The following is a 14986-nucleotide window of genomic DNA, read 5'->3' as shown; positions in this document are numbered from 1 at the left end:
ACAGTTCCATCTCCCGCAAGTATTGCACCTGCTTTTGTTCCGATGTTTCTTAATTCTCTTTTTAAAGTTCCGTCTGATTTTTTCTGCTCAAAATCATATGTATCTAAATAACCTCCTTTTCCTCCGACTGTAACAGTTCCATTGTTATCTTCTAAAGTAAGCTTAATAGTTCCATAAACAACTCCTGTTTCCTGATTTGTAGTTAAAAAGAAATTCTTATATTGAGAAGAACCAACAGATTCAAAATTTCCAGTTTCTACAGGTGCTAAGTTAATCTTGGAGGCATCTACAAAAGAGGTTCACCCCCACCTTTACGAAACCATTCATTCGCTTCTTTTAATGTCAATTTCCCATCGTAATCTGGTCTGTCTTTTAATTTAGAAAAGTGATTAAAAGCTTTATTAGTTGCTTTATCATCTTCAAATCCTTCTTGTCCCAAATTTTTACTTTCGGCATCTTCTTTTGACATTCCTTGTTTGAAGTCTTTCTTTTTCATAACTACAGCTTCTCCTTTTAGTCCATCTTCATCAGTTCCTAAAAAATTACCGCTAGGGTCATATATAGGAGATATTGCTTCCATTCCATCAGGGTCAATAAAGTAGACAGGATTGTCAAGAGCATAAGTATAAGGGTTAAATCTACGAGATTTCTCTGCCAAGGGGTCAATATTCATCCAACGCCCAAGTGCAGGGTCATAGTTACGAGCTCCATAGTCATATAGATTTAATTGATTCCCTCCAATAGTCTCGTCTTGAAGCTCCTTTCCATTGTATTTATACTTATTATCTATTCCAACTATTACTCCATTATATCCTTTGTGAGAAAGACTAAAAGGGTAGTAATTTTCTTCTTGAATAATTTCAGAGCTATTTACAGTGGCATTATTGTCTTTGTCTTGATAGCTTAAACGAATGTTACCTAAATGATCTTTGTATTGGTAAATGTAGTTAAAAACATATACACACAAATTAAAGATAATGGACTGTGTTTTATGGAGCATAATAATTATATCTATTATAATTTTACCTTGTGAGATTTATCTTTGTTTCCAAGGGGTATTTGATAATTATTGTTTTCTATAAATAAGAAAAACAAATTTTTATTTAAAAAAGAATAGAAGATATTTGCGCTCTTTAGATTCAAAATCTAATATCCCAAATCTCAAAACAAATTTAAATTAACCTACAATGATTACAAACATCAAGAGGTGGCTCTATGCCAGCTTACTACTTACTGGTTTTCTTATATCTACAAGTTGTGATAAGGATGACCAATCTACGGCTTATGAAGCCAACTATTTGCCAAGCATTGATGCAACAAATTTACAACCAGGTAATCGTGCTATGACTATGTTTGAAGATGATGAAAGTTCATCGAAAATGTATGATAAACAAGATCGTTGGTTTCGTGTAAATCAGCCATTACAAGTGATTCAAAAAGGGAAAGATTCGGTACAAATTTCTCTTTATTCTCCTGTTGGACTTACAGATGTGAGAATCTACGCTAAATTGGCTAATTATGATAAAAGATTTTTAATTTACAATTTTACAAAAATCCCAGCTTTTCATCGTTCCTTTCACCAAATTCCATTGGTAGCAGGAAAAAATGATTATTTATTAGAAACAGGAAATGCAGTTACGATTGATAAAATCGACGGTTTCTCTTCTGGTGCAATTGAATTTTCGGTTGAATCAAGTGACCCTTTATTTGCAAAATTTAAAAAAATAAAGTCTTCGCATTTGGTTCAATTCCATGATGGATACCATAATAGCGAATTGGGTAAATATTTGCCAATGAATCCTGTTTTGGCTAAAGAGGCTATAACAATGATTATTAATTATTCGTATGCCTTAAGTCATCCAATGTATTATGACACTTTTATTAATTTTGACAGATATAAAAAAGAACAAGCAGCTCAAGCTGGTACTGCTGTAAACGGCGCAACGTATTGGCATGGGAATACAGCTGATGCTAATGGTGTCTATGATTATCTTACTAAAGTTGCTGTTGAAAAAATATATTTGGATTACCTTGATAGTAGATCCCTTTATATGGCAATGGTAGGAGGAGATTCAGCATGGGGAGGTGGGCCTCTAGCTTCTCAGTGGGAGTCAAGTTATGTAACTGGTCATTGGGTTGGTGAAATGTCAGTTTGGTCGCATGAATATTCACATCATATAGGGTTTAGCCATAGTAGTAATCTAGCTAATAGTGGAGAAGGTGGAGGACAACAGGAAATGTTGACTCATTTTTACAAATACTTAATCCACTTGAAAGATCTTCCTTTTACTGATCCAGAGGTGTTAAAAGGGTGGACTAAAAAAGATTACTTGGCAGGGAATTATAAAAAACCTGTTTTTACGATTAATCCAAAAAATCCATTCTTAATAAAATATAAAGGAGAAGGAAAATGGAATTAAATAATAAAATTAAAATGAATAAAATAGCTTTTTTTATATTGTTACTTTGTGTCTTTACAAATTGTAGCAAGGATTCTTACGATGGAACTTCTCCAAATCATACTTATTATTATCCTACTGATGAAGCATCTATTTCAGCTACTCAGATTGGAGATGGAAAAGGTACGCTAGACCCTAAAGGTATCGCTATAGCAAATAATAAATTATACGTTTGTAATGGAGATGTACTAGAAGTTTTTAATGCTAACACCTTGGTTCACTTAAAAACAATTTCAAATTATACTAAAGGAGCTTCTACAGTAGCATTTGCTAAACTTACTTCAGTGTCTATTGATAATGGTAGAATTTACATTGGAAGTGCCGAATCAAGACTTTTTGTTATTGATGAAGTGACAAATGCAGGAATTAGCATGTTAGGAAACGGTCAATGGTGGAATACTTTTGTTCACGTTTTTGGAGTTGTAGCAAAAGACGGATTGGTATTCGTTAAAGAAAAAGAAACTAGTATTAAAGTTTTTTTAGCATCTCAAATTACAGATAAAAGTGAATGGAATTTAGCTCCTTTTGCCAAATTAAATACCTTAAAAGGATTTGATGAAGTTTATTCGATGGATGTTGCCGACGGTAATTTAGTTGTAGCAGGAAGAAATGCAAAGGGATATTTGTATTACAATATTGCAGGTATTCGTGCTAATGCCACCGCATCATTAAAGGCTCCAATTCAGCCTGTAGTAGTGGCTTTTAATGAAGCAAAACCATTATCAGTGGCAATTAATGCTGATTGGGCTGTAACGTCAGAGAACGAAGGTAATTCAAATTTTCTACGCCTTTATCCTAAAAAAGAGTTTATGGATAAAATTTATAAACCAAGAGTTAATTCTTTTGATATTATGGGACAAAATAATTTTGGAAGTATAGTAAGCGTAGCACAACTTAACGACCATCTTTTTTTATCGGATAATACGAATAAAAAAATAAGAGTCATTAAACTTAATAAATCTGAAATTACAGAACAGAGATAGTGTTGTAATTTTATTGGATAAATTTTCTTTTAAGCCCACTCTGTAGAGTGGGCTTTTTGTTTATTAAGGGATGATTTATGATTGATATAACTATTTATAGCGTAATTTTATTCTAAATAACACCTTTCACCTTTAAAGGAGGTAAGTTTTAGAGTTGTTTTGTACAGAGATAATATAATTAATTAGAATGAAGGAGTTAAAAAATATGTCAGAAGGAGGTATAAATGTGAAAAATCAATGGCTTGTACTTGCTATTATTATTACCTCACTTATTCCCGTAACAATAGATGCTACAATACTACATGTTGCTATTCCTACGCTTACATTATCATTGGGAGCATCGGGTAATGAAGTATTATGGATTATAGATATTTATCCGCTTATTATGGCAGGTCTGTTATTGCCTATGGGGATTTTAGGAGATAAAATTGGACATAAAAAAGTGCTGTTATTTGGTTTAACTATATTTGGAATAGCCTCATTTTTGGCTGGATTTTCTTCTGCGCCTATTTATTTAATACTTTCTCGAGCACTTTTGGCTTTAGGAGGTTCAATGATTATGCCAGTTACTCTTGCTATAATAAGTCAAACTTTTACCAATGAAGCGCAACGTGGTACAGCATTAGGTATCTGGGCGGCTATAGGAACAGCTGGAGCAGCAGTTGGGCCTGTAATTGGTGGAGTTATCGTAGAGCATTATTGGTGGGGAGCTGTTTTTTTAATAAATCTGCCATTAATTTTGATCGTTATTCCCTTAATATGGATTGGTGTTCCCAAAGGAATTTCGAGTCCCGAAAAACCTTGGGTGCTAAAAGACGCTGCTTTAGTGTTGGTTGGTGTGATTCTATTTATTTATGGTATTAAGACTATTTTTAAAGAAGATCATCCTTTGTGGATTAGTATTGCTGTTGGAATAATTGGATTCATTTTTTTGAGATTGTTTTTTATAAAGCAGAAGATTTCACCTTTTCCAATGATAGATATGCAATTATTGCAAAACAAAAGAATTTTGTTAGGAATGTTACTTTGCTTTGTACCTATGGCAGTTATAGTAGGTTTTGAGTTCTTATTAGCACAAGAACTACAATTTGTACATAAGCTGAGTCCAATAGATGCAGGATTATTCATGTTACCGTTTGTAACTTCTTCTGCAGTAGCAGGGCCACTAACTGGTTCAATACTGGGTAGGATTGGTTTTAAGAATCTTATAATTACAGTATTGTCATTATCGTCATTATCGTTCTTTATGTTGAGTCAATTAGATTTTAGTTCGTTTACAGCTAGTTTGTTGTTTTGGTCGATAGTTTTAGGATTTAGCTTAGGAGTTGTACTAATAGCTGGAACAACTGCTATAATGTCTGCGGCACCACTTGATAAAGCGGGAATGGCTGGTTCAATGGAATCTATTTCTTATGAATTAGGTACTGGATTAGGAATTACTTTTTTTGGAATTATACTCTCTCAGATTTTTATTAAAAAGTTTATTATTAATGAAGAATTGTTAAAAGAGCTTCCAAAGCAGGTAAATAATTCAATTGGAGACGCAATGATTGTTGCCAATGAGCTGGGAGGAGAAAAAGGTGAGATAATTAAGAAAGCGGCAATGACAGCTTTTAAAGATGCACATGATGTAGTTTTAATTCTGGCAGGAACTGTTTTGGCTATTTTAGCCTTGATTTTAGTATTTATTTTACCAAAAGAAAAGAAGGTAAAATAAAAGAAGAGTGATTTGTGTTGCATTTACTAGGTTTTATCTCTGAGATAAAAGACTGTCTTATTTAACCCTGTAAAAGTCTTTTTTGCACCCTGTTAGTTGTAAATGAGATCGTTAAATTTGTTTTGTTCTAATGAGTTTTTAATTTATAAACAGTCAAAATTATGGATAATCAAGATTTTACCACAAGTATTTTGGTAGGCCAAAGCGCTAAAGAAGCATTTGATGCTATAACAAATGTTAGGGGATGGTGGTCAGAAGAAATAGAAGGAGGTACAGCAAAACAAGGTGATGTATTTAAGTATCATTATAAAGACATCCATATCTGTAAAATGAAATTAGTAGAAGTTATTCCCAATAAAAAAGTAGTTTGGCATGTTTTAGAAAATGATTTTAATTTTACTAAAGATAAAAGCGAATGGATAGATACAAAAGTTATTTTTGAAATTAATGAAAAAGGAAATAAAACAGAAGTTCGCTTAACACATCAGGGATTAGTTCCTGATTATGAATGTTACAAAATATGTTTTAATTCATGGACTAATTATGTACAAAATAGCTTATACAATTTAATTGTTACAGGTAAAGGAGAACCAAACCTGAAAGAAGAAGTAGATCATGAATAGTTCAAAAGAATTATTCTAACCTGTATAAGTGATGTAAGAAAATATAAAAGTGGCTAATCAATATAAGACTTACATGAACTTTCATCACTTATATGGTTAATTTTTTAGTTAGCTAACCCTACAGTCGTTAGTATTTTTTTAATGTAATAATATTAGTTTATAGTTCTAGTTTGCATATATCTAAGTGTTTTTAAAATGTTTGGAATGTCTTTTGTACGTGATTCTGTCCAAAAATACTTATCCTTATAATTTGTATTTTTTACTGTAATAGTAAAAGTTTGAGTCGTATTGTAAACGTCAAACTTAAATTGAATCTCTTTAGTGTTGTAGATGTATTTGACTGTCTTTTTTGTACCAGCAGGATTAGATAAATTTGCAATTACATAACTTTCAAGCCATTCAATTAAACCAGGAATTTCATCAACGCCTATCCATGCGGTTTCTTTGGTGAATTGGTCTTGTTTATTCTGATATTGCTTTGTGATAAAAGTACTTTCAACCTCCATTCCGTTTATTTTTTTTTGATTTTGATTCAAATCAATAATCTCAGCTGGATAAAACGATACTGTTTCACCAAGTCCAGATTTAAAAATAGTCTTTTGACTTTCGACCAAATTAATTTGAACAGCACCTGCTTTTTCGATAAATTGAGAAGGTTCAGAATAGCTTATTTCTTGAGCGATTCCTAAAAAAGGGAGGATAAATAATAACAAAGTAATTTTTTTCATAATGCACTTTTTTTGATTTATGATTTATACGTTGGACTCAAATGCGGTTTAGATATAAATTTTATCAAATGAAGACTAAAGCTTCAATTTCTAGTTTCGATTTATTTATTACCTATATTTACTTTTGAGAAAAATGTAAAATCTAAAATGCCAATTTCATGCCAAAATTCAACAGAACTTTATTTCTTTTACTCTATATCTTAGGAATGATTTCTACAAATGCTCAGAGCAAGACATATGCAAATAATATCGATCAGGTAATTGCAGATACAACCTTTGTTAATTTAAAGGATTATAGTAGTGATTTTGTGTATGATATGAAATATGCTACAGAAGATAATTTTCTTAAAGCAAAAGTGTATGATTGTGCCGAATGTTTTTTGCGTTTAAAAACAGTAAAAGCATTAGTAGAGGCTAATAAAAGTTTTATGAAGAAAGGGTATAAAATCAAATTATTTGATTGTTACAGGCCTTTATTTATTCAAAAAAGAATGTGGGAAATAGTTTCTAATCCTAAATATGTTGCTGATCCAAAAAAAGGCTCCATCCATAATAGAGGAGGAGCCGTAGATATTACGCTTGTTGATAGTAATGGTAAGGAATTGGATATGGGAACTTCTTTTGATTTTTTTGGAAAAGAAGCCAGTCACAACTATTTAAATTTATCAGATACCATTAAAGCCAATCGACAATTATTGAAAAAAATAATGATAAAACATCATTTCAATTCCTTTGATTCGGAGTGGTGGCATTATAATTTAAAAGCTGGGCTAAATGATAAAGTCTCAAATACAAAATGGAATTGTAATTAAGTTTACTCTACACATTTTATATTATTAATAAAGTAACTTTCTGGATGATATACTTTATTATCTAGCTCAGATGTGAATTCTTTTTTTAGGACATAATCTTCCACATCAGTTAAGTATTTAATACGAATCATTGAGATTGGAGAATTTTTTAAATCTTCAAAATTATCTTTCATAAACATAAAAATTCCAGTGTTTACACGATTGTCAAATCCTTTTTCATCACGAATTAATGTTCCACAACTTTCTTGATCGAGATGAATCAAAGTAACAATTTTCCCATTGCTTAATTGTAAATATAATCTTGAGTTTTTGTCAAAGCAGTTAGCCTTTGTAAAGTCTTTGCTTTTTTTTATCATTTGCATATTTAGTGTTGGTAAACCATCCGTTAATGCCAAAGAGAAAAAGATATAACTTGATGTTCCTGCAAAGTTTTTTTCAGAAATCATCTTTTCTTTTGTTGATTTGTATGTTCCTAAAGAATCAGTAACGTTTACAGAGTATTCACAATCTTTTTGTGCAAATAAATTAAATGTTAGTAAGAAAAAAGTTAAAGTAATTAGTTGTTTCATTGTTATTGTGTTTTTTTACAAATTAAAACTATTTTATTGTCATTTCTATCAGTTGTAAAAAAACAATACAAATTTCCTCCATCTTTTATTTTCCATTTTTTTCGGATGGTTTCTACGCTATCAGGAAAATTACGGGTAGTGATATTAGCCTGTTGATTGGAAAGGTGGAGTTTCATTTCATTTTTGGTGTACGAAATAGCTTCTTGAATTTCAAAAGTTCTTCCAGGAAATGCAATTAACTCGTCTGAAGTGTATAAATGAGAGTGTTTATGTAGTTTGTCTATTTTATAAAATGAGCTGACTTCGTCAAATCCACCTGATTTCATGATAGCACTATTTGGTTCGTATAAGTATTTTTGAGGTAAAGCATAGCTAACAAATTCCAGATCTGTGTTTAATGTGAAATCAAAAGACTCCGTTTTGTCTTTTAAGATGTTAGCAGTACAAAGGGTTATATTTCCTAAATAGTCTTTGTGAATTTCCCAAAGTAATTCTTTAACTTCATTTTCTACAGCTATTATATGAATGTTTTTTACATTTTTTAGTTCAGAAAGTCCCGCAGTTATATCTAATAAAGGGGCCGTTTTTATTAAAATACAATTTGAGCTTTCAAAATAAAAATCTAATAAATCAGGAACATTCGGTAAGCAGTCCTTTAGCATGAATACTTTACCTTTAGCATCGTTTCGTCTAGAGGGATCAATATAAATCCAGTCCCATTTTTTATTTAGTTTTCTCAACACCTCAAAACTATCTTCAGGATAACACGTACAATTGTCAATCTTCAACTGTTTGAAATTATGTTGCACGATTGCTGATAAAGCTGGGTTTATCTCGCAATGAACTATGTTTTTTATTTTTTTGGAAAAATAATAATCATCAACACCAAAACCTCCTGTTAAGTCGATTAAACTATCACCAGATACTAAATTGGCCTTATATTGTGCTGTTTTCTCAGAAGAAGTTTGCTCTACAGAAATTTTACTTGGATAAAGTATATTTTCGGTAGCAAACCAAGTTGGTAATTTATCTTTCGCTTTAGTTTTAGCCTCAATCTGATTTAAAATAGCAAGCCATTCAATCTCTGGAAAAGGATTTTTTTGAAGTGCTAATTTAGAAATAGATTCATTTACTTTTTTATTTATAAAATCCTGAACAGAAGGATGTAAAAGTGCTAAATTCAAGGTTATATTTTTTCAGTTAGTACAATAACAATTTTATTGTTAGGAAAAAATTCTTTGGCTATCACTTTAAGACAAGTATAAAAAGGGATCGCAATAATCATTCCTACGATTCCAAAAGTTATTCCGCTAATTAAGGTGATCAAAAATATTTCCAGCGGGTGCGAATTTACGCTTTTTGATGAAATAATTGGTTGACTAATGTTATTGTCTATTGCTTGAACCAATAAGAACCCAATTACAATATATATTGTTTTTGGTAAAATCTCTGTTTGAAAATCTCCACCAATTAAACTCAACATAGTTAATATTGCTGCTAAAATAGTTCCTATTATCGGGCCCACATAAGGAATGATATTTAGCACTGCACATAAAAAAGCAATTACAAATGCATTTTCACTTCCAAAAATTACAAGTACAATAAAATATAGAATAAATACGACTGTTAATTGTAGTAACAAGCCTATGAAATAACGTGTTAGTAAATGGTTTATCTTGGTAATTGAATTAATGATTTTATCTTCATTATTATCAGGAAGTATTCTTTTTGCGTTTTCTTTAAAAATGTTTTGGTCTTTAATAAAGAAGAATGTAATAAAGAATACAGATACTAATCCCATACCAAAACCAGCAAGCATATTTAGGATAGAATTTATGAAGGACGTAAAATAACTAAAGTCTAGTTTAGAAGTTAGTTCTGGGTTTTTTAATAGAGATTGAAAATCAAGATGTTGTAAGTTGAAATAATTTTCAAAATCACGTTCAATTAATATAAGTTGTTCTTGTAGGCTTTTAGTGTCAAGAAGAGATAAATTATTAGCCTGTGATATAATTAAGGGAACAAACAATAGTATGAATCCAATCATTAATAAGATAAAGAAAACAACAGTTGTTATAGCAGCAAATGAACTACTGAATTTTAATTTCTCTTTTAAGAATTTTACAAACGGGTTTGCAATTAAACACAATATTAATGAAACACATAAGTACACAATGACAGTTTGTATTTGATATAAAAAATACAAAATAAGCGATACTCCCAAAATAGTTGCAATAGCTCTTAAAATCCCGTTTGAAATTACTTTAGATGTAATCATAGTTTATCTTTCTTTAGAGCATAAATATAGAAAAAATGAGGGAAAGATTACATTTATAAACTAAAAAAAGCGAGATAATTAAATCTCGCTTTTAATAATTATTAACATGTTAAGTTATAGGGTTTTATTTTTAGATGCCGAAAGAAGCTCTAGGTCCACCAGTTAAGAATATGGTAGCCATTTTAGTTTTTTGATCTACAGTAAACATATACATTCCAGCATCGTCAGTATAATCCATGTAGTTCATAGTCATTTCTACAGGAGTTCCTGTACATGTGCTATAGTGAGGATATGCAGGTACTCCATAATTAGCTGCGTTATGCACTGGTGTATCCATTACTCCATCAGTTCCACAATTAGCATCTCCCCAAATGTGACGTAAGCTCATCCAGTGACCCACTTCGTGAGTTCCAGTTCTTCCTAAATTATAAGGAGCGGCAGCAGATCCTGATAATCCGAAATATTTAGAATCGATTACAACTCCATCTGTAGCAGTAGATCCGCCAGGAAATTGAGCATAACCTAATATTCCACCACCAATTTTACAAGCCCATAAGTTAAGCTTTGTAGTTGGAGATGTTGGGTTAAGACCGCCGGAAGCAGATTTTTTCATGGCATCATTAGTTCCCCATGAAGTTTTTGTTGTTGATTTTCTGATGATTTGATCTAAAACAAAACTAATACCAACATTAGCTTTTACATTAGCAAATAATGCAGGAACGCTCCCATAATCAGAGTTAGCGGCATTGAAATCATTATTTAAGACATCAATTTGTGTTTGGATTTGTGCATCAGAAATATTTTCTGCAGCAGTTCTGTATAGCACATTTACTACAACAGGAATTTGAATTTTTCCATTTACCAATTTACCACTTAGCATTTTACTTTGCGTAAATGCTTCAATTTCATTCATTCGAATAGCCAAAGTAGGGTCGGCTTTTAATTGAGCTTCTAGTACATTTTGAGTTGCACAAGTACGTAAAGTAACTGCTGAAGCTTCTGGAGTTGTAGATTCAGCTTGGTCGTTGTTTTGACACGAGAATAGCAGTAGTACTGCAAATGTGGATAAAGCAATTTTTTTCATAATAGTTTGGGGTTTTGTTATAAAATTTTAGCTTAGTTAATAATTAACACAATTTTATAACAAATATTTTAACAGGCAAAATTTTATTATTATTTTGTTTGTCAGAATTTTGCAATCCCTTGTATGGCGTAGTTCTTACAAAAAAATAACATTGTAAATTATAAGGAAAATTCTTGCTTTGTTGTCTTTAGTGAGAGTTATAATGTTAATTTTTGTGTTATTTGTGAAGTTTTTTTTAGAAAATCAGTTTAGAGAATTTATAAAGCATTTTAATGTCTAATTGGAGGAAATTTTTTTTAGGTGAAAACAACCATGAAATTCCATCTCCTTCCTGTTTAACATGCCATATTATCATCCCTAATGCTTCTTCATTTAGAGTAAATCCAGACGAAAGCATAAAAGGAGGTACCCAAATGAGTTGTATTTCACCATCTCCATTCCAACCAGCATTTTTGAATAATTTTTTTGCTACTTGTATGTATGAACCTGAATCTGGCAAAAAGTCTTGAGGTTTGAATGTGAAGTTTAAATTATCAATCCATTCATGAGTATATAAATTGAAAGATCTCAATTCATCAGGTTAATATTTAATTACGTCTTCTTTTTTTATCGAAAATGCCATTGCTCTTAAGAAGTTTAACTTTACAAAGAAGTTAATTCATATAAAGCTATACTGGCAGCTTGAACAACATTCATGCTACTGTTTTTTCCAAACATATTAATATGAACAATTTGGTTTGAAATTTTTAAAAGATCAGTCGAAATTCCATCAATTTCACTTCCAATTAAAAGAGCTATTTTTTGATTTTGAGGTATTTTTACTTCGTTTAAGGGTTTGCTATTGCTTGCAATTTCTAAAGCAATAATTTCAAAATTATTTTGAAGTAAATGATCGATAAGCTCATTAGTATCTTCAATTACAATGTGAGGAACATGAAGATGAGTGCTTCTTGAAGTTTTATTGATTTTTCTTGGATTTAGAGGAATATCTTTTCCTAAAAAAATAATGTTTTCAACTCCAAAAGCTTCACTTATTCTAAAAGAGAGCCAATGTTTTGCTGAAAATAAATATGATCGCAAACTAAAGTTATTGGAAAATTTTTTCTTTCGAATTGTATTTCTTCGTGTGTTAATTGCACTTGATTTATTTTAATTGGTAAAGATATAATTGATAATGTTTGCACCCATTTTTAATGCTTTTTGGCGTACTTCGAGTGGGTCGTTATGTACTTCTGCATCTTCCCAGCCATCACCAAGATCACATTGGAAGGTATAAAGCAATACAAGTTTGTTTTCGATGAAAACACCAAATGCCTGAGGTCTTTTTCCGTCGTGCTCATGAATTTTTGGTAAGCCCGCAGGGAAAAGAAATGGCTTCTGAAACATAGCATGATTGGCTGGAAGTTCAATCAAATCATTATTTGGAAATATTTTTTTAATTTCTTTTCGAATGTACTGATCCATTCCATAGTTGTCATCAATATGAAGAAATCCTCCGCCATATAAATAATTGCGAAGATTTGTGACATCGGCATCGCTAAAAACAACATTTCCGTGACCAGTCATATGAACAAAAGGGTAGGATAGTAAATCTGGATTACTCGGCTCTACAGTTCCTGGTTTTGCTTTAATTCGGGTATTAATATTTGCATTACAAAACTTTATCAAATTAGGTAATGAAGTAGGATTTGCATACCAATCACCACCACCACTATATTTTAGTAATGCAATTTCTTGTGAAAAAGAAGAGATGGAGATAAATAAAAAAAGCAAAAAAAGTTTCTTCATAATGACAAAGTCAAAAATTAGTATTTTTTATATTTAAATGGTTTCATTAAAAAAAGCAACACTATGGCAAGCAACTAGTGCTGCAGTTTCAGTGCGTAATCTTGTATTACCTAATGAAACAGGCTGAAAGTTGTTTTCGAGTGCTAAAGCGATTTCTTTTTCTGAAAAATCTCCTTCAGGACCAATAAGTAATGTGATATTCTCATTTGGTTTTAAAATTGATTTTAGTGATTTTTTATCGGTTTCTTCACAATGTGCAATTAACTGCAGTCCTTCATTTTTACGTTTTATAAATTCTTTAAACGAAATAGCTTCATTAAGTTTAGGAAGATACAATTCATTGGATTGTTTCATTGCAGATAAAATAATTTTTTCAAAACGGTCGATATTAATTACTTTACGCTCAGATCTATCGCAAATTATTGGAGTGATTTCATGAATTCCTATTTCAGTAGCTTTTTCCAGAAACCATTCGTATCGATCATTCATTTTGGTTGGAGCAACCGCAAGATGCAGACGATATTTAGGTTCAGAAGCTTTTTCAAACGAAATTATTTTTACAGTACATTTATTATCAGAAGCCAAAGTAATTTCGGTTTCAAATAAATAGCCCAATCCATTTGTTACATGTAATATATCAGAATCTTTTTTTCGTAATACTTTTATAATGTGTTTACTTTCTTCTTTGTCAAAAGAAAATTCTTGAGTTGTTTCGTTAATATTTGGATTGTAGAATAATTGCATAGTTTAAAATTGTATTCGTGCTTTAGAAACAACAGCGGCTGTTTCAAATTGTTTTGATAAATATTTTTGATAACCTACAATTCCAATCATTGCAGCATTATCGGTAGTGTATTCAAATTTAGGGATGTAAGTTTTCCAACCGTATTTTTTTTCGCTTTCTTTCAGTCTGTTTCTTATGCCAGAATTAGCCGAGACACCACCACCAATTGCTATTTGAGTAATCCCAGTTTCTTTAACAGCCAATTTTAATTTGTCCATTAAAATTTCGATAATCGTATATTGAATAGAAGCGCAAATATCGTTTAGGTTTTCCTCTATGAAATTTGGGTTTTCTAATTTTTTCTTTTGGATAAAATATAAAATAGCTGTTTTTAAACCAGAGAAGCTAAAGTCAAGTCCAGGGACTTTTGGTTTAGTAAACGGAAATGCTTTTGGATTGCCTAATTGAGCGTATTTATCAATAAGTGGTCCTCCAGGATAGGGAAGACCTAATATTTTAGCACTTTTATCAAATGCTTCACCAACGGCATCATCAGTTGTTTCCCCGATAATTTGCATGTCAAAAAGCCATCTACTTTAATAACCTGAGTATGGCCACCACTTATTGTCAATGCTAAGAAAGGAAAAGTTGGTTTGTCGTAACCTTCTTCATCAATAAAATGAGCCAAAATATGGGCATGCATATGGTTAACAGCCACTAAGGGAATGTTTAAAGCGAGTGCTAATGATTTACTAAATGAACTTCCAACTAGGAGTGAACCCATGAGTCCAGGACCCTGTGTAAATGCTATGGCAGATAATTGATCTTTTTTTATATTTGCTTTACGAAGTGCAGCATCAATAACAGGTACAATGTTTTGTTGGTGTGCTCTGGACGCAAGTTCAGGAACTACACCTCCATATTGTGTATGAATCAGCTGGTTGGCAACAACATTTGATAGTACTTTGTCGTTAAGTAAGACAGCTGCTGCTGTATCATCGCAAGAACTTTCGATAGCAAGAATAAAAACCTCAGGATTTTGCATGTAAAGGCACGAATTTTGAATTATATTTGACGAATCAAATTTTGATTTTTTTTTATTTAAATGTAGAAGCCAAAATTAAAGAATTTTTATCAAAGGAACCTTCCTTTGTTTGCTCTAAATTAAATTTAAAGAAAAACTAAAAAATACAATCGGTATCAGAAAAATTAAAAAAATAG

The 14986-nt window shown here is 31.3% G+C and carries 15 protein-coding genes and 1 pseudogene; 5 read left to right on the top strand and 11 right to left on the bottom strand.

Going from position 1 to position 14986, the window contains the following annotated elements:
• Positions 1-286: 286 nt before the first annotated feature.
• On the bottom strand, positions 287-1000 hold the full coding sequence (locus EAG11_RS10500; RefSeq protein WP_129539132.1) for an RHS repeat domain-containing protein: 714 nt from the start codon (positions 998-1000) through the stop codon (positions 287-289).
• 187 nt (positions 1001-1187) lie between these two features.
• On the opposite strand from EAG11_RS10500, the gene EAG11_RS10495 reads away from it, so the two are divergent.
• The 4 genes from EAG11_RS10495 to EAG11_RS10480 all read left to right on the top strand — a co-directional run bounded on the left by EAG11_RS10495 (position 1188) and on the right by EAG11_RS10480 (position 5782).
• Positions 1188-2420, top strand: a complete 1233-nt coding sequence (locus EAG11_RS10495; RefSeq protein WP_129539131.1) for a hypothetical protein — start codon at positions 1188-1190, stop codon at positions 2418-2420.
• Entirely contained in the window at positions 2411-3442 is a 1032-nt protein-coding gene (locus tag EAG11_RS10490; protein WP_129539130.1) for a hypothetical protein, read from the top strand. The genes EAG11_RS10495 and EAG11_RS10490 overlap by 10 nt, the downstream gene beginning before the upstream one ends.
• A gap of 205 nt (positions 3443-3647) precedes the next feature.
• On the top strand, positions 3648-5159 hold the full coding sequence (locus tag EAG11_RS10485) for an MFS transporter (RefSeq protein ID WP_164998694.1): 1512 nt from the start codon (positions 3648-3650) through the stop codon (positions 5157-5159).
• 161 nt (positions 5160-5320) lie between these two features.
• A complete protein-coding gene (locus EAG11_RS10480; protein WP_129539128.1) occupies positions 5321-5782 on the top strand; it encodes an SRPBCC domain-containing protein in 462 nt (153 codons plus the stop codon).
• A gap of 152 nt (positions 5783-5934) precedes the next feature.
• Here the strand turns inward: EAG11_RS10480 and EAG11_RS10475 are convergent, their stop codons facing one another.
• Entirely contained in the window at positions 5935-6510 is a 576-nt protein-coding gene (locus EAG11_RS10475) for a hypothetical protein (protein WP_129539127.1), read from the bottom strand.
• Positions 6511-6716: 206 nt separating this feature from the next.
• Between EAG11_RS10475 and EAG11_RS10470 the strand changes: the two genes are divergently transcribed.
• A complete protein-coding gene (locus EAG11_RS10470) occupies positions 6717-7322 on the top strand; it encodes a M15 family metallopeptidase (protein ID WP_242499364.1) in 606 nt (201 codons plus the stop codon).
• A gap of 2 nt (positions 7323-7324) precedes the next feature.
• Here the strand turns inward: EAG11_RS10470 and EAG11_RS10465 are convergent, their stop codons facing one another.
• The 9 genes and pseudogenes from EAG11_RS10465 to tsaD all read right to left on the bottom strand — a co-directional run bounded on the left by EAG11_RS10465 (position 7325) and on the right by tsaD (position 14810).
• A complete protein-coding gene (locus tag EAG11_RS10465; protein ID WP_129539125.1) occupies positions 7325-7891 on the bottom strand; it encodes a hypothetical protein in 567 nt (188 codons plus the stop codon).
• A gap of 2 nt (positions 7892-7893) precedes the next feature.
• Entirely contained in the window at positions 7894-9075 is a 1182-nt protein-coding gene (locus EAG11_RS10460) for a class I SAM-dependent methyltransferase (RefSeq protein ID WP_129539124.1), read from the bottom strand.
• A gap of 2 nt (positions 9076-9077) precedes the next feature.
• Entirely contained in the window at positions 9078-10169 is a 1092-nt protein-coding gene (locus EAG11_RS10455) for an AI-2E family transporter (RefSeq protein ID WP_129539123.1), read from the bottom strand.
• Between the two features lie 130 nt (positions 10170-10299).
• On the bottom strand, positions 10300-11253 hold the full coding sequence (locus EAG11_RS10450; protein ID WP_129539122.1) for a zinc metalloprotease: 954 nt from the start codon (positions 11251-11253) through the stop codon (positions 10300-10302).
• Positions 11254-11488: 235 nt separating this feature from the next.
• Positions 11489-11824 (bottom strand): hypothetical protein, encoded by a 336-nt coding sequence (locus EAG11_RS10445; RefSeq protein WP_242499346.1) that lies wholly within the window; start codon positions 11822-11824, stop codon positions 11489-11491.
• 71 nt (positions 11825-11895) lie between these two features.
• Positions 11896-12333, bottom strand: coding sequence for a TrmH family RNA methyltransferase (locus tag EAG11_RS10440; protein WP_242499345.1), 438 nt, complete (start codon positions 12331-12333; stop codon positions 11896-11898).
• Between the two features lie 69 nt (positions 12334-12402).
• The gene (locus EAG11_RS10435; RefSeq protein WP_129539121.1) at positions 12403-13041 is read right to left on the bottom strand and encodes a DUF4159 domain-containing protein; all 639 of its coding nucleotides are present in this window, start codon (positions 13039-13041) and stop codon (positions 12403-12405) included.
• A gap of 33 nt (positions 13042-13074) precedes the next feature.
• Positions 13075-13785, bottom strand: coding sequence for a 16S rRNA (uracil(1498)-N(3))-methyltransferase (locus tag EAG11_RS10430; RefSeq protein ID WP_129539120.1), 711 nt, complete (start codon positions 13783-13785; stop codon positions 13075-13077).
• A 3-nt stretch (positions 13786-13788) separates the two neighbouring features.
• Positions 13789-14810 (bottom strand): annotated as a pseudogene (gene tsaD, locus EAG11_RS10425) (tRNA (adenosine(37)-N6)-threonylcarbamoyltransferase complex transferase subunit TsaD).
• Positions 14811-14986: the final 176 nt, after the last annotated feature.

The organism is Flavobacterium sp. 140616W15, from assembly GCF_003668995.1.
Taxonomy (GTDB): domain Bacteria; phylum Bacteroidota; class Bacteroidia; order Flavobacteriales; family Flavobacteriaceae; genus Flavobacterium.
This window is presented reverse-complemented; position numbering and strand designations above follow the sequence as displayed.